Source organism: Halobacteriovorax sp. JY17, assembly GCF_002753895.1.
Classification (GTDB): Bacteria; Bdellovibrionota; Bacteriovoracia; order Bacteriovoracales; family Bacteriovoracaceae; genus Halobacteriovorax.
On the sequence record NZ_NJER01000001.1, the window covers coordinates 1,669,075 to 1,688,730 of the forward strand.

At 36.3% G+C, this 19,656-nt stretch carries 20 protein-coding genes and 1 tRNA gene; 13 read left to right on the forward strand and 8 right to left on the reverse strand.

Annotated features, from left to right (window positions below):
• On the reverse strand, positions 1-228 hold the full coding sequence (locus tag CES88_RS07870; RefSeq protein WP_290733146.1) for a hypothetical protein: 228 nt from the start codon (positions 226-228) through the stop codon (positions 1-3).
• Positions 229-424: 196 nt separating this feature from the next.
• Entirely contained in the window at positions 425-1,681 is a 1,257-nt protein-coding gene (locus CES88_RS07875; protein WP_290733148.1) for a M48 family metallopeptidase, read from the reverse strand.
• Between the two features lie 71 nt (positions 1,682-1,752).
• On the opposite strand from CES88_RS07875, the gene CES88_RS07880 reads away from it, so the two are divergent.
• From CES88_RS07880 to CES88_RS07895, 4 genes are all read left to right on the forward strand, one after another.
• Entirely contained in the window at positions 1,753-2,523 is a 771-nt protein-coding gene (locus tag CES88_RS07880; protein ID WP_290733150.1) for a hydroxyacylglutathione hydrolase, read from the forward strand.
• A 9-nt stretch (positions 2,524-2,532) separates the two neighbouring features.
• Positions 2,533-3,006, forward strand: coding sequence for a thioredoxin-dependent thiol peroxidase (gene bcp / locus CES88_RS07885; protein WP_290733152.1), 474 nt, complete (start codon positions 2,533-2,535; stop codon positions 3,004-3,006).
• Between the two features lie 138 nt (positions 3,007-3,144).
• Positions 3,145-4,242: a hypothetical protein gene (locus CES88_RS07890; RefSeq protein WP_290733153.1), complete on the forward strand. Its 1,098-nt coding sequence runs from the start codon at positions 3,145-3,147 to the stop codon at positions 4,240-4,242.
• 1 nt (position 4,243) lies between these two features.
• Complete coding sequence (locus tag CES88_RS07895) at positions 4,244-6,016, forward strand: ABC transporter ATP-binding protein (RefSeq protein ID WP_290733155.1); 1,773 nt, start codon at positions 4,244-4,246, stop codon at positions 6,014-6,016.
• On the opposite strand, the gene CES88_RS07900 is transcribed toward CES88_RS07895, so the two are convergent.
• Genes CES88_RS07900 through CES88_RS07910 form a run of 3 tightly spaced genes read right to left on the reverse strand, consistent with a single transcriptional unit; the run spans position 6,005 to position 7,384 of the window.
• Positions 6,005-6,718 carry a transporter substrate-binding domain-containing protein gene (locus CES88_RS07900; protein ID WP_290733156.1) on the reverse strand — a complete coding sequence of 238 codons (714 nt, stop codon included), beginning with the start codon at positions 6,716-6,718 and terminating at the stop codon, positions 6,005-6,007. The genes CES88_RS07895 and CES88_RS07900 overlap by 12 nt on opposite strands.
• A gap of 28 nt (positions 6,719-6,746) precedes the next feature.
• Complete coding sequence (locus CES88_RS07905; RefSeq protein WP_290733157.1) at positions 6,747-7,091, reverse strand: hypothetical protein; 345 nt, start codon at positions 7,089-7,091, stop codon at positions 6,747-6,749.
• Positions 7,088-7,384, reverse strand: a complete 297-nt coding sequence (locus CES88_RS07910) for a hypothetical protein (RefSeq protein WP_290733158.1) — start codon at positions 7,382-7,384, stop codon at positions 7,088-7,090. Before CES88_RS07910 ends, CES88_RS07905 begins: the two co-directional genes overlap by 4 nt.
• Before the next feature lie 41 nt (positions 7,385-7,425).
• Here CES88_RS07910 and CES88_RS07915 point away from each other — a divergent pair, with 41 nt between their 5' ends.
• From CES88_RS07915 to CES88_RS07955, 9 genes are all read left to right on the forward strand, one after another.
• The gene (locus CES88_RS07915; RefSeq protein WP_290733160.1) at positions 7,426-8,196 is read left to right on the forward strand and encodes a tetratricopeptide repeat protein; all 771 of its coding nucleotides are present in this window, start codon (positions 7,426-7,428) and stop codon (positions 8,194-8,196) included.
• Complete coding sequence (locus CES88_RS07920; RefSeq protein WP_290733162.1) at positions 8,196-10,334, forward strand: LysM peptidoglycan-binding domain-containing protein; 2,139 nt, start codon at positions 8,196-8,198, stop codon at positions 10,332-10,334. Before CES88_RS07915 ends, CES88_RS07920 begins: the two co-directional genes overlap by 1 nt.
• A gap of 84 nt (positions 10,335-10,418) precedes the next feature.
• Complete coding sequence (gene topA / locus CES88_RS07925) at positions 10,419-12,968, forward strand: type I DNA topoisomerase (protein ID WP_290733164.1); 2,550 nt, start codon at positions 10,419-10,421, stop codon at positions 12,966-12,968.
• On the forward strand, positions 12,968-13,939 hold the full coding sequence (locus tag CES88_RS07930) for a DUF368 domain-containing protein (protein ID WP_290733165.1): 972 nt from the start codon (positions 12,968-12,970) through the stop codon (positions 13,937-13,939). Before topA ends, CES88_RS07930 begins: the two co-directional genes overlap by 1 nt.
• A gap of 9 nt (positions 13,940-13,948) precedes the next feature.
• Positions 13,949-14,025 (forward strand) — tRNA-Arg (locus CES88_RS07935).
• Positions 14,026-14,042: 17 nt separating this feature from the next.
• Positions 14,043-14,417 (forward strand): hypothetical protein, encoded by a 375-nt coding sequence (locus CES88_RS07940; protein ID WP_290733166.1) that lies wholly within the window; start codon positions 14,043-14,045, stop codon positions 14,415-14,417.
• Positions 14,414-14,773: a hypothetical protein gene (locus tag CES88_RS07945; protein ID WP_290733167.1), complete on the forward strand. Its 360-nt coding sequence runs from the start codon at positions 14,414-14,416 to the stop codon at positions 14,771-14,773. Before CES88_RS07940 ends, CES88_RS07945 begins: the two co-directional genes overlap by 4 nt.
• Positions 14,773-15,042, forward strand: coding sequence for a TMEM165/GDT1 family protein (locus CES88_RS07950; RefSeq protein WP_290733168.1), 270 nt, complete (start codon positions 14,773-14,775; stop codon positions 15,040-15,042). Before CES88_RS07945 ends, CES88_RS07950 begins: the two co-directional genes overlap by 1 nt.
• Positions 15,043-15,144: 102 nt before the next feature.
• Entirely contained in the window at positions 15,145-17,124 is a 1,980-nt protein-coding gene (locus CES88_RS07955) for an ATP-binding protein (protein WP_290733170.1), read from the forward strand.
• Here the strand turns inward: CES88_RS07955 and CES88_RS07960 are convergent.
• The 3 genes from CES88_RS07960 to CES88_RS07970 form a co-directional block, all read right to left on the reverse strand.
• Positions 17,121-17,666 carry a pentapeptide repeat-containing protein gene (locus CES88_RS07960; protein ID WP_290733171.1) on the reverse strand — a complete coding sequence of 182 codons (546 nt, stop codon included), beginning with the start codon at positions 17,664-17,666 and terminating at the stop codon, positions 17,121-17,123. The genes CES88_RS07955 and CES88_RS07960 overlap by 4 nt on opposite strands.
• Before the next feature lie 97 nt (positions 17,667-17,763).
• Positions 17,764-18,990 (reverse strand): hypothetical protein, encoded by a 1,227-nt coding sequence (locus CES88_RS07965; RefSeq protein ID WP_290733172.1) that lies wholly within the window; start codon positions 18,988-18,990, stop codon positions 17,764-17,766.
• Entirely contained in the window at positions 18,987-19,490 is a 504-nt protein-coding gene (locus CES88_RS07970) for a L,D-transpeptidase family protein (protein WP_290733173.1), read from the reverse strand. Before CES88_RS07970 ends, CES88_RS07965 begins: the two co-directional genes overlap by 4 nt.
• Positions 19,491-19,656 lie beyond the last annotated feature (166 nt).

A 19,656-nucleotide genomic window follows, 5' to 3' on the forward strand; every position in this document is an offset into this window, starting at 1 on the left:
TTACCCTTTAGACCCACCTGGTCCTTCATCGTTAAATGGAGGCTTAGGATCTTTAGATGCTGAAAGAATAATATAGCTAGGTTCGGCCTTTAGTCTGTCAGGTTTTCCACAACCTTCTTTACATCTTGGCCCTTCATCGTTGAATGGTCTCTGCTTTTGAGTTTTTCCAGCAGCGCTCACGCTTGTCATCACACTAAAAAGAATTGAACAAATAATTAATAATTTCATAATTCCCTCTCACAGAAATAAGTCTTACTTGTTCAAAATGGACTTGTTTTCTCTACGTGTCAAAAAAGTTTTTTCTATATAAAATATATTGACACGGTGTTTCGGTAACTTAGAGATTTGATGTAAGAAAATGGTTGAAACTGTCAGAAGAAAAAGTGGAGTTGGTGTCAAAACTGTACCAACTCCAAGAGATTACTTAGGCCTTAATGAGTGATTCAAGATGCTTTACACGAACTAGTGCAGGAGGATGAGAATGATAGAATTTACTATATCCTGGGTCTGGAGTAAGTGTACTCGCATTATGCTTGTAAAGTTTTACAAGTGCGGTAATTAGGTCTTTGGCATTAGCATATTGGCTTGCAAATTCATCAGCTTCAAATTCATACTTTCTTGAAGTCATGGCATTAAGTGGAATCAGTCCAAATGTATAGACTCCAGATACCATCATAAAGAGAAGTAGGGCCGCGTGAATACTTGGTGTGGCCACTCCATGTCCAGTAAAGAAAGGAACCCAGTCAGCTAGGAATCCTAGAATTGCAAAACCAATGAAACTTAGAATTACAGATTTAACTAAACCTTTCACGATATGTTTCTTTTTAAAATGTCCGAGTTCGTGAGCGAGAACAGCTGTCACTTCATCAGGTGAAAGATTTTTAATAAGAGTATCAAAGAAGACAATTCTCTTGTTCTTTCCAAATCCCGTGAAGTAAGCATTCCCATGACTACTTCTAATACTTGCGTCCATAACAAAGAGACCGTTACTTTCAAACCCAGTCTTATCTAAAAGAGCAACAACCTTATCTTTAACTTCACCTTCTTCAAGCTCTGAAAATTTATTAAAGAGAGGTGCGATGAATCTTGGATACGCCCAAATAATTACGAATTGAGTAAGAGTGAGAAAAACCCACGCATAAGTCCACCAATAAGTTCCGAGGGCATTCATGATCCAAAGAATAGCGTAGATAATTGGAAAGCCAATAACTGCACCTAGGGCAATTCCTTTGAGCATATCAATGATAAATGTTTTAGGAGTCGTCTTATTAAAACCAAATTTCTCCTCTAAAACAAAAGTAGAATAGATTGATTGTGGCAGTCCCAGAAGAAGGCTAATTAGCATATAGATGGCAAAGAAGAAAACGCCGGTTGTTAACTCCGAGAGACCAAAGCTTTTTGCAAATTTATCTAGCGCCTCGATTCCACCACCAAGTGTCCAAATCAGGAGAATAACAAGCTCAACGAAATTAAAAACTTTAGAAACTTTGATTTTTGCAATTGAATAATCTGCAGCTTTTTGATGATCTTCCAAAGTGATCTGACCACTAAATTTCTCAGGTACAGAATTTCTATTGGCCAAGATGTGCTTTCTATTTCTATTATCGAGATACGACTCAATGAGAGATTTTGAAAAAAGAAAGAATAAGAAGGCCTTAGTTACGGCTTCAGCTGCTTGCATAATTGTCCTCAGTGATTTGAGTTAATGAAATAACATAGAGATTTTACTCGTAATTAAAAATAGGTGTCAAAGTGCTTGTTCATCAAATCTATACTTTTAGTCCACTTAGAAACTTTTCTTATTTAATTGAAAGAGAAAATGGAAATGCGGTGTGTGTCGATCCGTTTGACGCAAATCAAATGCTCGACTTTGCTTCTTCCCTAAATTTAAAAATAGAAATGATCATTAATACCCATGAACATCTTGATCACTATTGCGGAAATGCAGGTATCGTAGAGAAGACTGGAGCTAGGGTTTTGGCACATATAAATGCCAAAGGGAAAATCCCTCATGTTGATGAGTATTTATCCTTAGGAGACTGCGTCGCTGTAAGAGATGGAGAGCTAGAGGTTATGGATACTCCTGGGCATACTTTTGCGCACTTGTGTCTAAAGTATATTTACCAGAAAAAAGTAGTGGCCATTTTTACGGGAGATACGCTCTTTAATGCAGGAGTTGGAAATTGTCATAACGGTGGGGACCCGGCAGTTCTTTATAAGACTATTAGTGAGCAGTTTCATTCATTGGAAGACCATGTCATTCTCTATCCTGGGCACGATTACATTCAGAATAATTTAGAATTTACTCTGGATAGAGAACCCAGTAATAAATGCGCCTGCACTTGGCTTGAGAAAGTAAAGAGCGCTGATTCAACAAAAATGAATTTTAAAGTGGCAGATGAGAGAGAGTTTAATACTTTCTTTAGATTAAATAATGAAGAAATTGTCAGTCGACTAAGTGGTAATGTAGAGTCAGAAAAAGAAATTTTTCTAAGATTAAGAGAATTGAGAAATAAATGGTAAGGAGAAAGCATGTCACTTCCAAAAGTAGGTAATTTAGCACCAGCATTTACAATGGTTAATCAAAATGGTGAAAAAGTCTCTCTTAAGGACTTTAAGGGTAAGAAGAATGTTGTTCTCTATTTCTACCCAAAGGCAATGACACCTGGTTGCACTGTTCAAGCTCAGGGGATCAGAGATAGTAAAGCTATTCTTAAGAAGTTAAATACTGTTGTGCTAGGGGTTTCTCCTGATGAAGAAAAGAGGCTTGTAAAATTCATTGAAAGAGATGAGCTAAATTTTGATTTACTTTCAGATCCTGAACATAAAATTACTGAGAAGTATGGTTGTTGGGCCTTAAAAAAGTTTATGGGAAAAGAGTATATGGGCGTTGTTAGAACGACTTTTATAATCGGAAAAGACGGAAAGCTACTTCATATTATGGATAAGTTCAAAACTAAGACGCATCATGATGATCTAATTGAATGGCTTAACGTTAATCTTTAAGTATCCGAAAAGAGAGATGGTTTCTTTCATCTCTCTTCTAAATAAATTTCATAATTAATCAAACTTTGACATAAGAATTCTAGAAAAACAGTGAGGACTTTGCTAGAAAGGGGAAACCAACCTTTCAGGAGAATTACTTTGAAATCACTCTTAATTTCGTTAGTTATATTTGCAAGTCTTCCATGTCTTGGGAAATCTATTGAGCTTATGTCTTACAATGTTGAGAACCTCTTCGATATAGTTCACGATGAGGGTAAGAATGATTGGACTTTCCTACCAGAGAAAGTAAAAGGAAAGAAAGAGGCCTGCAATAAAGTTAAGTCAAGCTATAGAAAGAAAGAATGTCTTGAGACAGATTGGGCCAAGGACAACTTAGAAGTAAAAATAGAAAATATCACAAAAGTTATTAGAAGGGATGATAAGCTTCCTGATATTTTAGCTCTCGTTGAAATTGAAAATGAGAACGTCGTTGCTCAATTAGCAAAATTTCTTGGTTACAAGAAGTTTGTTGTTTCAGATTCTCCAGATAAGAGAGGGATTGATCTTGCTATTCTTTGGAAAGAGTCTGATGAAGTAAAGTTTCTTTCTAAGAAAGAGCTTGTTTTAAAGGGAGAGTTTTTTAAAGAGAGACCAAGTCGAAATATTCTCGAAGTTGAATTTCTAATTGGTAAGAAAGAAAAGCTAACGGTATTCGTAAATCACTGGCCATCTCTTTCTAACCCAACAGAAACGAGAATTATTGCGGCTAATACGCTTCGAAAGAGAACGCAAGCTATCCTAAAAAAGAATAAGAATCAAAATATAATGGCAGTAGGGGATTTTAATACAATCGATAAGAATTTTCCTCATCCTTTTAAAACGGTTCTTTATAAGGGAGAGCTTTACGCAGATCTACACACAACATTTAGTGACGATAAGTCGATAAGTTGGAATATCAAAAATCAAATGGCTCCAGGAACATACTTCTACGGAAGAGAAATGACATGGAATCTTCTCGACAGAATATTTTTCTCTAAAAATCTTCTGAACAAGTCAGGGCTTGAAATTGATGTACCGTCTTATAGAATCTATTCACCATCTTTTATTACTAAGACATACGAGTATAGAAGCAAGGGGAAATATCTCTACGGTTCAACAGTTAAAGGAACTCCCTTTAGAGCTGAACACAATTCAACGTCAAATAGCAGAGCGGGATATTCAGATCACTTTCCATTAATTGTAAACTTGAAGTATTAAATTGAAAGAAGAAACAACACCCCTTAAAAGATTACTTGCCTATATGCGAACTAGACACAGAGATGTCTGGCTCGCTTCTATTTACTCAATCTTAAATAAAGTCTTTGATATTGCTCCACCTCTTCTCATTGGTATGACTGTTGATGTTGTTGTAAAGAAGCAGGAATCTTTTGTTGCGAGCTTTGGATTTAAAACAATGATGGAGCAAATTTATGCCATCGCTGTTCTAACTATTGCCGTTTGGGTCTTGGAATCTTTCTTTGAATATCTACTAAAGGTAAAATGGAGAGGGCTTGCTCAAAATGTTCAAAATGATCTTAGACTTGATACTTATACTCATGTTCAAAAATTAGAACTTAGTTACTTTGAAAATAAGAGTACGGGAAACCTTATTTCTATTATGAATGATGACGTCAATCAACTTGAACGTTTTTTAGATGATGGAGCAAACTCACTTATCCAAGTCGGAACAACTGTAATAAGCATTGGAATTATTTTCTTTTACTTTTCTCCACTTATTGCAGCACTTTCTTTTCTTCCTGTTCCAATCGTTCTCTTTGGTTCTTACTTCTTTCAAAAGAAAATTGAGAGAAGGTATAAAAACGTTAGAGATAATGCAGGTCTTCTAAATAGTATTCTTAATAATAATCTCTCAGGTATTGCAACCATCAAGAGTTATTGCGCGGAGAAGTTTGAAATATCCAGAATAAAAGAGCAGAGTTCTAATTACGCTGAAGCAAATTTTTCGGCCATAAAAATTAGCTCTCTCTTTTCTCCTTTGATTAGAATGGTTATCCTTTGCGGTTTTTTAATGACTATGATTGTAGGGGCTCATAAGGTTCAAAGTGGTGTCCTTGAAATAGGCTCTTACAGTGTTCTAATCTTTTTGACTCAGAGACTTCTTTGGCCTTTAACATCTCTTGGACAGACATACGATCTCTTTCAGCGAGCGATGGCTTCTGCTAATAGAATATTTGATTTAATGCAAACTCCTCTTGGTATTAGAGATGGGGAAATTTCAAAGGCTGATCTAAGTGGAGAAGTTCATTTTAGCGATATAACTTTTGCTTATGAAGAAGGTTATGAAGTTTTAAAGAATATTGATATCAAAGTAGGAGCTGGGGAAACAATTGCAATTGTTGGCTCAACTGGGTCAGGTAAAAGTACCTTGGTAAAACTTCTTCTTAGATTCTATGATTGTACAAAGGGATATATTTCACTTGGTCAAAATAAGGTCACAGACATTTCTCAAGAAGACCTTAGAAAGAGTATCTCATACGTTGGACAAGACAATTATCTCTTCCATGGAACTGTTAGAGAAAATATCGCTTATGGTATAACTAATGCTAAAATTGATTTAATTATTGAGGCTGCGAAGATGGCCGAGGCCCATGATTTTATCATGGCACTCCCAAACGGATATGAAACAATTGTTGGGGAGAGAGGGCAGAAGTTATCTGGTGGGCAGAGGCAGAGGATTTCAATTGCTAGAGCTATAATGAAAGATTCTCCCATTTTTATATTTGATGAAGCAACTTCTGCTGTTGATAATGAAACAGAAGCAGCGATTCAAAGATCTTTAGATAGAATAACTAATGAAAAAACGACAATAGTCATTGCTCACAGGCTTTCAACTATTCGACACGCTCACCAGATTTATGTTTTAGAACAAGGGCGCGTAAAAGAAAATGGCACACATGAGGAATTACTTGGTTTAGATGGCATTTATAAAGGTTTATGGAATGTTCAGACTGGGGATAGCTTAGAAGCGTAATAGCATTTCATATTTTCCAGAGGCTTTTAACTTTCTAATTCCTTCGTCTAGCTTGGAGGCAAGTAATTTAGATTTGGGACTTTGGAGATTGAAGGCGACATAGATATCGCTCATATGATTTGGTATCGCTTTTTTCACTTCATTTGCCCGCGGATTTTTTCTTAAATAATACTTTGCAACTTCATCAAACATAATTGTCAGCGAAACTCTCTTCGTAACGATCATACTAATGATTTGTTCTTGTGTGTTGACGTAGAAAATTTTGAAATTCTTTTTATACTTTTCAAAGTTATTACCGTATTCATATCCCCTAATAAGCACTAGTGATGTTCCATTTGGAATTTCTGAAATATTTTTAAATTTAAAATCATAGTCAGCATGATGAAAGAAGGATGCTTGAGATTTTAAGATAGGTTCATTCCCAAAGTGATATTGCTTCTGAGTTGATTCTTGTTTGGTAACACTGTAGCAGCCATCTAATTCTCCATTGCTAACAGTTCTTAGCGCTCTAATATACGGGAAGACTGTTATTTTTACTGGGATAGAGACTTCATTAAAAGCTGCACCAACAATATTAGTGGCTATTCCTTTTCCTAATTTATCAGAATAGGGTGGCCAGCTATCTTCAACTGCCAAATTTGCTTCTAAAGAAAGTACTGAAAAATTAAGAAGCAGAAGAATAAGTGTAATAAAAATTTTCATTTCACAAGACTAATATAAAAAGATGAATTTAGTATGGGTAAAAACATTCAAAATCAATAAATCTTATCTTAGATCCCATTAAAACTTTCATATTTCCACCGTACTTTGATTTTCTTTCTTCAGGAGGAAGGGTTTCTTCTTTTACGATTTTAAATGGAACAGGGTGGCAAACAGCTCTCATTCTTGAAATGGCCTTATTTCTTCTCATTTTTGTCAGCTGATCAATGCCATAAGGATTGTAGACTACTGTTCCACCAATATTTTTACCATTTTTAGTAAGAATAATTTCTAATTCAGGGGCAATTCCCTTTGTTGTGCTGGCGCACCCGGAAATAAATGCCGCAATAAATATCAAGGATAATATTTTTTTCATAAGCTGTCCTCTTTAGTCACGTCTTCTAGAATTTCGAACGGGACTGTTTTGTGCAATGTGTTCAGAACTTGTCTTAATTCTTGCTCAAGTCCTGTATGTGCCTTTATTGTTATGTCTCTATAACTTTCTTTTAAAGATTCTTCTAAAGTTGAGTAAAATGATAGTCCCTCATTTGCTTCTAATTGAAAATAAGTAAATGCTGCGTCAGCCTTTGGGACTCGGATTATTAAGTGAATCACTTGGTTATTTGCATCTTTGTAGGTCATTGCGTTGCCACCGATTTCATTTTCCATTACTATATTATTAAGAGCTTATATGTCATGGAGGACGAAAAGTGAAAAGTATTTCTGAAAAATTCTTGTTAGGGCGTTTTTGTGTGCTAACTCTTCGAAATATTCTATGTTTATCACTCATGATTTCAGTGTCCTCATGTTCTTGGATAAGTAGCAAGAGAAGTCTATTTGGTGACGAAACAGAGTCAAACGAAGCCGAGCAGAGGAGTGCAAAGCTTCAGTCAGTACCTAAAGAGCAGTATGAGCAGCTTCAAAGAAAGTATAATGAACTACTAGCTAAAACTAAAGACAATATGCCAGCACAAGCTGAAGAGGGGAAGATGGCCCCTGAGGATATTGTGAATCAATTGAACCAGGCTAAAGAAAATAGCGATCTAGTTGAGACTGTTGATGTCTTTGGTGGAGAGATGGTACCGAAGAAATTGAATTCAATTGATAAGCGTACTGTTGTGGCCGCTGTAAATGTTCCTGCATCAGAAATTGAATCTCAAATTATTAAGCTTGAGCGTGCTCAAGCTTTAACAGCGCAAAATAAATTTGATCAATCCCTAACGATTTTAAAAGAATTGGAAAAGAGTAACGTTAGGCAAGTTAAGGTGAGAGCTAAGTACGAAATTGGTGAATTACTTTTCATTCAAGGTGAGTATGATCTTGCTATGCAAGTCTTCGAGGAAATTATTCATAGAGAGGCGTTTTCTGGAGTTGTTTTAAAAGTTCTAGGTAGGTTGATTGTTTGTAGTGAGAAGTTAAAATTATCTAAGAAGAAACAGAAATATTATTCTATTCTTCACGATTTCTTTGAGCAGGCTTAATGAAAAGAAATAAATTAATAAATTTATTATTATGGATACTGATTAGTCAGGGAACCTTTGGACAAGATCTTGATGGTCTTGATCTTATGGATGATGCTGACATCTCAGTATTAAAAGATGAGACTAGCACTGCCCCGAGAACAATTGATCTTTCTGATATAGAAGAAATAGATGACCTCGAATCTTTGAAAGAAGATGCTGGCGAAGATATTTTTGCGAAAGAGGAAAAAGACTCTTCTAAAAAAGAAGAATTCTTTTCGTTAGATGAAGACCCTGAAGTTATTGTTAAAGAAAATGTTACTGTAACGAATGAGAGCGAGCAGAAAGTTGGAGGTAGTGGTGACAAGCCTGAAATCTTCGATGTTGGTGCAGAAGAGCATAAGCTCTTAGAGTTATCTAAGTATGTCGAAACAAAAATTCCAGCTAAAGAATGGAATGAAATATCTACTGGATCAAAGCTTGATAAGTATGTAGTTCAAGAAGGGGATTGGCTTTGGAAAATTTCTCAAAAGCTTTTTGGCTCGGGATTTTACTACTCTAAAATCTGGTCTCTAAATCCTCATATTACAAATCCCCACGAGATTGAGCCTGGCATGGTCTTGGCCTTTGATACAGGTAGTTCTGATGAAATGCCATCTATAGAAGTTAGCGCATTTGATGAAGCATTGAATCCATCGAGAAAAGGTGGCAATGAAGGGATTAAGTCTAAGAAGTTAGACTTTTCTTCTTTCGGAGAAAATGTTGAACCGAATTGGATAAAAGAAAGAAATAAGTTAATTGAAAGTGGAGCTTATTTTCAATACGCTTCAGTTGAAACTTATGAAGATTTATTTGAGATAGGAAATTTACAGCTTCGAAACGAATACAAGAAGTACGACCCACCAGTTCCAGATATTGTGATTCAGGAGCCAGGTGATGAGTATGACAGTTCAGGCTTTGATAGAAGCTCAATTATTAATTTTGATATAAAAGAAGGGTTCTACCTAAATACATTTATCACTACAAATGTTGTTCAGGACCTCGGTGAAATTGAGGCAACCCAAAAAGAATCTATTTTTATTCAGAAATTTGATAAGGTTTATGTAAAGTTCGATAATTCAGTAAAGGTTAAACCAGGCGATAAGTTTTCAGTTTATTCTGCAGCAGGGAAGAGTAAGCATCCTATCTCTGATAGAGAGGGTTATAAGTACTATATTTCGGGGCAACTAAGGGCCATTAGAAAAATAAATCATGTGTGGGAGTGTGAAGTATTTGATTTATCTGGACTTGTTTCTAGAAAAGATAGACTAACTGTCTATACTCCTAAAATTAATAGAATCACAAAGACCTTTAATAAGAGAAATATTGAAGGCGCAATTATCGATACATTTAAAGACACAATTAATGGGATCTCTTTTGGGGATGTTGTCTATCTTGATAGAGGGCGTGCTGATGGAGTTGAGCTTGGAAATGTTTTTGAGCTTTATTCATTTAAGGATTACGGAACAGAAAAGAAGATTACACCAGATCCAACATATAAAATTGGCGAGGCTGTTGTCATAACTTTAACTGATAATTTTTCAACGGTTCTAATTACAAATAGTAAGGTTGATATTCCTGTAGCCACTCTTGCTCTATCAAAAACAGAAGAGCAGGCAGCAAGAGCTTCAATGCTTAAAAAGGGAGCGGAGCTGGCCGAGGTTAGTGTCACAGAGCAAAATGCATTGGATGAACTTGATGTTGAGTTGAACTTAGATGATATCTCGGAAGATTTACTCAAAGCAGCAGACAGAGTACAACTAACTGACGATGAGCTTGAAGAACTTGAGAGACAAGAGAGAGAGAAGTCTATCATTAAAGATCATGAGAAAGATCTCTTAGAGCTTGAAAGACTTGAGTCTGAGATAGTTGAGGCCGAAACAGCTCTCAACGAGGCAAGAGTTGATGAGGATAAATTTTTGGAGCAGCAAAACTTAGACATTGTCGAAGGTAACCAAGCGAAGAAAGATCCTGACGCATTCGAGTCATTAAATGATATTGAAAATGAGGCAGGACTCAAGTATATGGATGAAGATATAAATTCTAAAGAAAACCCATACGGTCTTACAGAATTTGATCTGGAAGAGATTGACGAGTTGTTAAATACTGACACATTATAGAGATCTCTATAAGTAATAAAATTATGCTAATAGTCAAATAGGGTGAAGCTTGCTTCGCCCTTTCATTTTAATAAGGATATTTATATGGCCAGCTCAGAAGCTGTAGAAGAGAAAAAATCTTCTAAGAAGACAGCAAAAAAGACCGCCGCAAAAAAAGCTACTTCTAAGAAGAAGACTGCTAAGAAAAAGGTTGCCAAGAAAGCAGCTAAGAAAACGGCGAAGAAAGTAACTTCTAAAAAGAAAACCTCAAAGAAGAAAACTGGCAAGAGAGATCTTGGCGACTATAGTCTCGTTATTGTGGAATCACCTTCAAAGGCAAAAACGATTAAGAAGTACCTTGGAAGAGGTTACCAAGTCGTAGCGTCTAACGGGCATATTAAAGATTTACCAAAGTCTAAACTTGGTGTTGATATAAAAGATAATTTTCAAATTGATCTTGTTCCAATTACGGGTAAGAAAGATAAGATCGAAAGAATTCAAGAATTGGCCAAAGATGCAAGTGCTATCTACCTCGCTCCCGATATGGACCGCGAAGGAGAGGCGATCGCTCACCATTTAGCAGAAGAAATTGGCGGAAAAAAGAAGATGTACCGAGTTGTTTTTAACGCGGTAACTAAGTCTGCTGTAAATAATGCCATTGAAAACCCAACTGAACTTAATAAGTCTATGTATGAATCACAGCAGACGAGAAGAATTCTTGATCGTCTAGTGGGATATAAAATTTCTCCAATCCTTTGGGATAAAGTTCAAAGAGGAATATCTGCGGGACGTGTACAGTCCGTTGCTCTTAGAATCATCGTAGAAAGAGAAGATGAGGTAAATGCGTTTATTCCTGAACAATGGTTTTCTATTCACGGTGTTTGTGAAAAAGATGCGCAGAAGTTTGAAGTAAAATATTACGGAGAATCTGATAGTAAGAAGACTGATTTAACTGATAAAGACTTTGTTGATAAAATTCTTAAAGACGTACAAGGTAAAGACCTTAAAGTTGTCGATGTTAAGAAGAAAGAAAGAAAGCAAAACCCAACACCTCCTTTTACAACATCAAAGCTTCAACAGGAGGCTGCGAATAAATTGGGCTATACTGCAAAGAGAACAATGATGACTGCGCAGAAGCTCTATGAAGGTATTCAGCTTACCGAGCATGGAATGCAAGGTCTTATTACTTATATGAGAACTGACTCTGTGAGAACTGCTCCTGAAGCAATGTCTTCTTTAAGAGAATTCATCACTGATAAGTATGGAAAGGATTACTTATCTATAGACCCAATTGAATATAAGAAAAAAGGAAGCTCTAAGGTTCAAGATGCCCACGAGGCCATCCGTCCAACCAATTTAGCTTTCACTCCTGACTCTGTTCGCGGAGATCTTGAACCTGATCAACAAAAACTCTATGAACTCATTTGGAATAAATTTATTTCTTCTCAAATGAGTCAGGCAGTTATTGATCAAACTACAGTTATGATGGAGAGAGAAGGACATTTCTTCAAAGCAAATGGTTCTATTATAAAGTTTCCAGGTTTTAGAACAGTCTACTTAGAAGCAGCAGCGGAAAAGAGATCTAGAAAAGGTGGGGACGATGATGATGATAATGAAAATGAATCAGGGGAAGTTAAAAGTGGTATCCTTCCTGAAATTTCTGAAGGGGAATCTTTTAAGCCAATTGAAGGGCCGACAGATCAAGAGCATTGGACATCTCCGCCGCCAAGATACAATGAAGCGTCGCTGGTTAAATCTTTAGAAGAGTTTGGGATTGGTAGACCATCTACATATGCGGCCATCATTTCTAATATTCAAGATAGAGGATATGTTGAGAAAACAGAAAATAGATTTCTTCCAACTGAGCTTGGAATTGTCGTCTGCAGAATGCTTGTTGAAAGTTTTCCAAATGTAATGAATATTAAATTTACTGCAGGAGTAGAAGAGTTACTTGATCAGATTGAAGACGGAACAATTAAGTATAAGAAAGTTTTAAAAGAATTCTGGAAAGACTTTGAAGTCACACTTGAAAAAGCAAAAGAGGAAATGAAAAACCTCAAAAAACAGCTAATACCAACGGGAATTAATTGCGTAAAGTGTGATGATGGTGAGTACCATATTAAATGGGGAAGAAATGGGCAATTCTTTGCTTGTTCAAATTACCCCGACTGTAATTCAACTCAAGATTTTAAAAAGCACCTTGATGGAAGTTATGAAATTCTACCAAAAAATTGGTTTCATGATAATTGCCCAACTTGCCAGAAGAGGCTTGAGGTTAAAAAAGGTAAGTACGGAAGATTTGTTCGATGCGAGGATTATCCTCAGTGCGATACAACGCTTCCATATACTTTAGATATTAAATGCCCAGAGTGTAACGTCGGTAAATTTGCAGAAAAGAAAAGCCGTTACGGGAAGATTTTCTATGGATGCTCAAATTATCCAAACTGTGAAAATGCTTCATGGACAAAACCATACGTCCAAGATTGTCCTTCATGTGGATATGGAATTATGGGATTTAAAGAAACTAAGAGAGATGGAAAGCATCTTGAGTGTGCGAAGTGTAAGTTCAAGCTTGAATGGGAGCAAACTAAGTACGGTAAAGAAGAGCTAGAAAAGCAAAGAGCAGAAGAAGAGGCCTTAAAGGGAAATGATTAATGAACTCTTGGAAAGAAGCCTGGAATAATTCTCCTGGCCCTAGAACTAGAGCTGAGTACATAAAACTTAGTGCAAAGGGATTTTGCATGGGAACTGCTGATCTTATTCCTGGGGTATCAGGGGGAACAGTCGCTTTTATCACTGGAATCTATGAGCCTCTTTTGGAGGCCGTTGCTTCTATTAAAAAGGACTTCTTTGTAAATCTTATTACTCTTAGATGGAAAGAAGCCTTGTCTTCAGTTCATTTAAGATTTCTCATACCACTTGCCTTTGGGATGATTTTTGCCATTCTTTCGCTGGCAAGATTAATGCACTATCTAATTAATGAGCAACCTGTTCCAACTTGGGCAGCATTCTTTGGGCTAATTGCAGCTTCTATTATTGTTATCTGGAAAGATATTGATGGACCAACAAAGCCTGCTAATATAGGCTTCATTTTTATTGGGGCAGTTGTCGCTTGGATTATGGTGAGTTTAATTCCTGTGACGACTCCATTTGATTGGTGGTTCATTTACCTCTGTGGGGTAATTGGAATTACGGCTATGATTCTTCCGGGACTGAGCGGATCTTTTCTTCTCTTAATTCTTGGGAAGTACGAGTATATAACAGGAGCTGTGAAGAATCCCTTTCTTGTTGAGAATATGATTACGCTTGGAGTATTTCTGTGTGGAACAATTTCCGGACTTCTTGGCTTTTCAAAAATACTTAATTACTTTATGAAGAATTATCGCACTCAAACGATGGCGGTATTAACTGGTATTTTAATCGGGTCAATGAAGAAAGTTTGGCCTTGGAAAGAAGTTCTAGAAACAAAGATAGTTAGAGGAAAGGTTCGTATCTTAAGAGAAGCAAATATTTTTCCTTCAGAATTTAATTCACAAACTGCACTTGCCCTTGCTTTAATAGTAGTATGCTTTATTGCTATTCTAGTAATGGAAAAACAAGGTAGTAAGAAAGTATCAAATACATAAAAGTTGCAAGGGGCGTTAGCTCAGCTGGATAGAGTAGGAGGCTTCGAACCTCTTGGTCGGGGGTTCGAATCCCTCACGCCCCGCCACTTTTAAATCAAAAACTATGTTTAAATCAAATCTACTTCACTATATTCTCGGCTACTCTCTTTCATTTCTCCTGGGGTGCACGCTTTGTAATTTTCTCTTTATCTATTTTGATCTCAATATGGTTCTCAGTTCTTCGCTCGTAGGTCTTGTTGGGTCTCTGGCTTTCTTTAAGAATAAAGAAGCTCAAGCGGCAATTTTCTGTGGAAGCTTTGCTGGTATGAGTGATCCAAATCTCTTCTATGATTGGACAGAGCTTCTCGTTATTAGTTTTGCGGGAGGATTAATTCTCTTCTTTTTAAGAAAGAAACTTATTGGACTTGGGGGGAAACTTGGTGCAGTGGCCTTTTCAAGCTTACTCTCTCTCTTATTATTTAGAGGAGTCTTTAAATGATCTTTGCTGTAGTCGCCTCGATCGCCACTTATGAGCTGTCAAAAATTGAGAAGATAGGGGCAATTAGGGCATCGTCTATCCTAGGGATTTTTATTTACTTTCTAGGGCTACAGTTTTCAACTTTAGATATAGAGGTTTTATTCGGAGCAACTTTTGTTGGAATGTGTAGCTCCAATAGAATAAATAGATTTGAGCTTGTGTTGGCCACATCAATTTATCTATTTGCCTTATCTACTTTAAGTCGTTACTTTACTGGTTTTGGTGGATTACTAGGGATGAGCTCTTTTATTGGAGTCTTCACGATATTTATACTAACATCAATTCATAAGAAATATTTTAAAGAAAGGAGAGGCTAATGGACTGGTCAGTGTTTAGCGCCACATTTATAACTATTTTTATTGCAGAAATTGGTGATAAAACTCAATTTGCTGCCCTTGCTGCAGCGTCAGAAACTAAATCCACTTACTCGGTTTTATTTGCTACTATTTTAGCTCTATCTTTGGCCGGAACATTAGGGGTGGTCTTTGGAAGCTTACTTGGGAAGTATATTGATCCTATTAAAATGAAGTATGCATCGGGGAGTGCGTTTATTTTGATGGGAGTTTGGATTCTCGCTAAAAAGTAATTTGGACTCTTTTTGTCGGACATGCATATTAATTTTATCTAAAGAACCAAAAAATATCATTTATTTCTTCAATCTTCAGTAAAGAATCCGAATAGTTATTCAATGAATGAAAAACCAAAGTCCCACTTATCCTTCGAGCTTTTGAAGTGGATCTTAATATGCTCAACTTTCTTCACGTTCTTAGGAACGGGGGTTCAGCTTTATACTGATTATAAGTCAGGTATAAAAGTTATCAATGCAACTCTTGGCCAGATAAAGGATAGTTATGTTCAATCAATTTCAAATAGTTTATGGAATTTAGATGATGAACAAATCTCTATTCAAGTTGTAGGGATTAAGAAGCTAAAAGATATACAATATATTAAAATTTCGGAGAAGAGAAATAATGGCTTCAAAGTGTATTCTGAAGTCGGGGAATATCAGAAAAAGAATACAATTGAACAAGAGTATCAACTTGAATATCGAAATGGTGATAATGTCATTAATATTGGTACTCTGCAGGTGCAAGCAACTCTGGATGGATTATTCTCAAGACTTTTCGATAAGATTCTCATCATTCTAATTACTCAAACCGTTAAAACGTTTATTGTTTCATTTTGTATTCTCTATATTATTCATGTTCTTGTTTCAAAGAAGATTATGACTCTCGTTTCATTTGCGAAGCAATTAAGAATTAAAAATCTTGATTCCCCTATTATAATAGATCGAGAGGGTAGTAAGCTCGATGAGATTGATGAGCTTGCAAAATCTATGAATCAAATGCGTGTTCACTTGAAGTTATCAGTTGATAAGATGAAGCGAAGTGAGAAAAATATCATTGAAGAAAGAGATTATTCTAATGGGCTAATCAATGGTAGTCCCTATATTATTTGTGGTCTTTCTCCGAAAGGTGTTGTTAATTTTTTAAATCCAGTAGGTTTAAATATCACTGGCGTAAAGAGAAATGAAATTATTGGAAGAGACTTCTTTAAAACTCTAGGTGTTTCTGGAAATGAAAGGTTGGTAAAAGAGTTTTTAGATGAGAGTCGATTTACAGAAGTTAAGGATTTTATTTTGCCTCTACTTTCTAAGCGTGGAACTGAAATTGTAATTAATTGGTCGACTCTCTTAAGACGTAATGTTGAGGGAGAGATTATTGAAATTATTGGTTTTGGTTCAGATATTACACAGAAGCATGTTGCCGAGAAAGAATTGAAAAAGTATCAGCAACAACTAGAAGTTTTAGTGGAAAAGAGAACAGCGGAAGTAGAGCAAAAGAATTCTGAGCTCAATGAAAATATTAGCGAGCTTAAGACTATGCAAACTCGCTTAATTGCTCAGGAGAAACTAGCCTCTCTTGGGAGTTTAACATCGGGAATTGCTCACGAGCTTAATAATCCTCTTAACTTTATTATAAATTTTGCAGAAGCTGGTAAGGAAATGTGTACAGACTTGGTGAGTGATTTAAATTCTGATTCACCAAATATTATAGAAATTAAAGAGTCCTTAGACGAGCTAAAAAGTTTCAGTGATATTATTCACATGCACGGTAAGAGAGCGGAAGTGATTATTCGCTCTATGCTTGATCATTCGAGATCAAAAGAATCTGAAAGATCGGCAGAAAATTTGAATGTTCTAATTGAGGAGAATGTTAACTTTGCCTTTCATGCAATTAAGGCAAAGTATCACGGCTTTAATGCAAAAATAGAATTAAATTTATCTGATGATCTTCCAAGAGTTACTGTTGCTAAAGGAGAGTTCGGACGCGTTCTCTTGAATATGTTTACAAATTCATTCTACTCGATGAATTTAAAAAAAGAGGAAATGAAGGAGAGCTTCGAGCCAATTATGGGGATTACTTCTTTAGAAGAAAATAATCATGTCGTCATAAAGATTCGTGATAATGGTGTGGGTATAGAGAAGGATAAGCTGAAGGATATCTTTGATCCATTTTTTACAACAAAACCAACAGGAGAGGGAACAGGGCTAGGTCTCTCCTTAAGTCATGAGATCATTGTAGGCGTACATCAAGGTGAGCTTGATATTCAAAGTGAAGCCGGTGAATTCGCTGAGTTCACTATTAAGATTCCAAAGGATTCCTAGTTAACACCCATGAAATTCATTCCAAGGCTATTCGCTATTTCTCTAGAGAAAGGAAGTAATGTATTTATATTATACTTTGCTCCCTTCAAGTTACATTTTTCAAAAGTAACATTTCGAAGATCTGTATTAGAGAAATTCGCATCTTTTAAGTTACAATCTACAAACGTACTATTTAATAGTTTTGACCATCTGAAATCGGATTTCTGGGCCTTACAGCTAATAAGTTTAGAGTTTGAAAGGTCAACGAATTGAAAGTTAACATTAGAAATGTTGTTACTAACAAAGTTGTTCGATTGTAAGTTAGACCAGGCAAAAGAAGACTTTTCTAAATTCGTGTTTTGAAAAGATGCTTTCTTGATATTACATTTCTGTAAATTTGCTTTGGTAAGATGTGAGTGCTTCACTCTTATTCTATCCATTTTGGAATTTTGGAAAGTCGACTTTGTTAAGTGACAATTGTTGATACTTCCAAGATTCTCAAAGTTTTCGAGAGTAAAGGTGTTAATCTTCTTGTTTTTGATGCATTGTGTTTTATTTTCCATTTTGTCAATCCTTCTGTGGAATGCAGAGGTATCGTACAAATAAAATTTGATAAAATCGAGTATTTTTCTTTAGAATTCGGTTTTTTATTGAGAATTGTTAATAGAAACTCTTGCAGGAGGTCTTTTGACCCGGTGCTCCCCACCTCATATCCAGTGAATCATTTGGATGGGATGAAATTCTCTGCTTAAGACTTAGGTCAAAGAAGTTCTTGAGATCGTAGGAGACTTCTTGGTTATTAAGGTTAAGCTGAATTTGGCATAAGTTTTTTAAGTCATCCCTAGCTTGTTCGCTTTGATTCTTTCTGAGTAGGGAGTCTAGCCCATTTCTCAGAGTTGAGCTTAATTCACCGGAAGACTCTGATTGTCTGATTTTCTTCCAGCCATAGAGAAGTCTTTTTATTCCATTTAGTAGGGATTTGTCTCGAGAGGGAGTCGAGTGTTCATCATATTCTGAATAGTTCATACAGCGGTTGTTGATTGATGCTAAATAATTCTGGGTCGCGTAAACTTCTTTCTTTCTAAGCTTGAGTTGTGAGCATAGGTTCTTAACTCTTCGAAGGAGATTTTCTTCTAAAGTGTCTTCTCTTACCTTTAGAAGGTCGAGAACCCTTGGGAAGAAGTAATCACTTCCAGCGGTATCTAATAATTCATATTGAGAGAGGGAATAGTCCTCAAGTTCGGAAGATTTTCCCAAAAAGGGTTGAACTCTCTTGAATCCCCAAGGTTGGCCACTAAGTATATGAAGAGGCATACCTTCTCTAGTTTCAAGCTCTCTCACTTTTACTGGTGTTGTGGAGCTATAAAGAACGAGATGTCCTGTAGGGAGAATTTCTTTAATCATGGAAGCGTGTCTTACGAATTCGCCATTGGTTTCCCATCTTGCCACGTAGAAATCACCCGGCCTTAATTGACCAGGGTTTATTGGGTAGGAGTTAAACCTCGCAAGTCCTTCGGTTCCAATAGTGTCTCCAATAAGGTGAATAAAGGCTTTCACTCTTTGAATAGGATCAGAGATAGAGTCAAATTGCGTTGTTTTATTTGTTAGATTATTTCTATTGCTAGAGTCTAACTTTAAAGTGAACTCGGTTTTTGTTTCAAAGGCATAGATTACTTGAGCCGCAATAATGGCGTCAGCGCAATCAGTTCTTATACCGTACCATGGTGAAGAAGGACTTTGAAAAATAGCAGTGGAATAGGCATCGGAAGAGATCCAACTAGAAAAGTCTTGTGACGTTTCTTCGCTCCATTTCGTATTGGAGTCCCATACCTGAGCGAAAGGCTTACCACAAGATAGAATGAATATGATTAAGAGGAGAGTCTTCACGGGAGAATTTCTAGCTCCACACCATTGGGAACGAGGTCCCAAATTTCTTTCATATCACTGTTTGAAACGGCAATACATCCATTGGTCCAGTCCATACTCAAAAGTATTGATTCAGCGATTCTTCTTTCTGTTCCCGTTAGTCTTTGTATTTTATTTGGTAGGCCATGAATAAAGATATTGTCGCCGGGGTCAACTCCGAGCTCCTTCGCATTTCTTAAATCACTTTGATTAGGATAAGAGATGTGTAAGCTTAAGTAGTATGAACTCTTAGGGTTTCTCCAGTCAATTCGGTACTTTCCTTCGGGAGTTTTATTATCTCCGCGCATTTCTTTAGGTCCGAGTGGATTTTTTCCAAGCATTATGTCATAGGTCTTAACGACATCATTTCGATGGTCAATAAGCTCAAGTGTTCTGGACTCTTTTCTCACTTCTAGCCTTACAATTTTTGCAAAGGACGCCTGTGTGATCATGAGGGAGAGGAGGAGTAAAATTTTCTTCATAGTTCTATATAGCAGTGAGATAACTTTGGAGCAACAAGATATGTATTATTTACGCTGCCTAGTGTCTGTTATTTTAGTAGTTTAGATAGTTGACAGGGTCTGTAAAATCTCCAATGATCGCTTCTTTTTAAAATAATTATTATATAGTCTAAAAGAACGATCTTAA

Bases quoted from the DNA above. Each gene is read 5' to 3' on its own strand.
- CES88_RS07870 (WP_290733146.1), bottom strand. From the start codon at position 228: ATGAAATTATTAATTATTTGTTCAATTCTTTTTAGTGTGATGACAAGC.
- CES88_RS07875 (WP_290733148.1), bottom strand. From the start codon at position 1,681: ATGCAAGCAGCTGAAGCCGTAACTAAGGCCTTCTTATTCTTTCTTTTT.
- bcp (WP_290733152.1), top strand. From the start codon at position 2,533: ATGTCACTTCCAAAAGTAGGTAATTTAGCACCAGCATTTACAATGGTT.
- CES88_RS07900 (WP_290733156.1), bottom strand. From the start codon at position 6,718: ATGAAAATTTTTATTACACTTATTCTTCTGCTTCTTAATTTTTCAGTA.
- CES88_RS07905 (WP_290733157.1), bottom strand. From the start codon at position 7,091: ATGAAAAAAATATTATCCTTGATATTTATTGCGGCATTTATTTCCGGG.
- CES88_RS07910 (WP_290733158.1), bottom strand. From the start codon at position 7,384: ATGGAAAATGAAATCGGTGGCAACGCAATGACCTACAAAGATGCAAAT.
- CES88_RS07920 (WP_290733162.1), top strand. From the start codon at position 8,196: ATGAAAAGAAATAAATTAATAAATTTATTATTATGGATACTGATTAGT.
- topA (WP_290733164.1), top strand. From the start codon at position 10,419: ATGGCCAGCTCAGAAGCTGTAGAAGAGAAAAAATCTTCTAAGAAGACA.
- CES88_RS07930 (WP_290733165.1), top strand. From the start codon at position 12,968: ATGAACTCTTGGAAAGAAGCCTGGAATAATTCTCCTGGCCCTAGAACT.
- CES88_RS07940 (WP_290733166.1), top strand. From the start codon at position 14,043: ATGTTTAAATCAAATCTACTTCACTATATTCTCGGCTACTCTCTTTCA.
- CES88_RS07945 (WP_290733167.1), top strand. From the start codon at position 14,414: ATGATCTTTGCTGTAGTCGCCTCGATCGCCACTTATGAGCTGTCAAAA.
- CES88_RS07950 (WP_290733168.1), top strand. From the start codon at position 14,773: ATGGACTGGTCAGTGTTTAGCGCCACATTTATAACTATTTTTATTGCA.
- CES88_RS07955 (WP_290733170.1), top strand. From the start codon at position 15,145: ATGAATGAAAAACCAAAGTCCCACTTATCCTTCGAGCTTTTGAAGTGG.
- CES88_RS07960 (WP_290733171.1), bottom strand. From the start codon at position 17,666: ATGGAAAATAAAACACAATGCATCAAAAACAAGAAGATTAACACCTTT.
- CES88_RS07970 (WP_290733173.1), bottom strand. From the start codon at position 19,490: ATGAAGAAAATTTTACTCCTCCTCTCCCTCATGATCACACAGGCGTCC.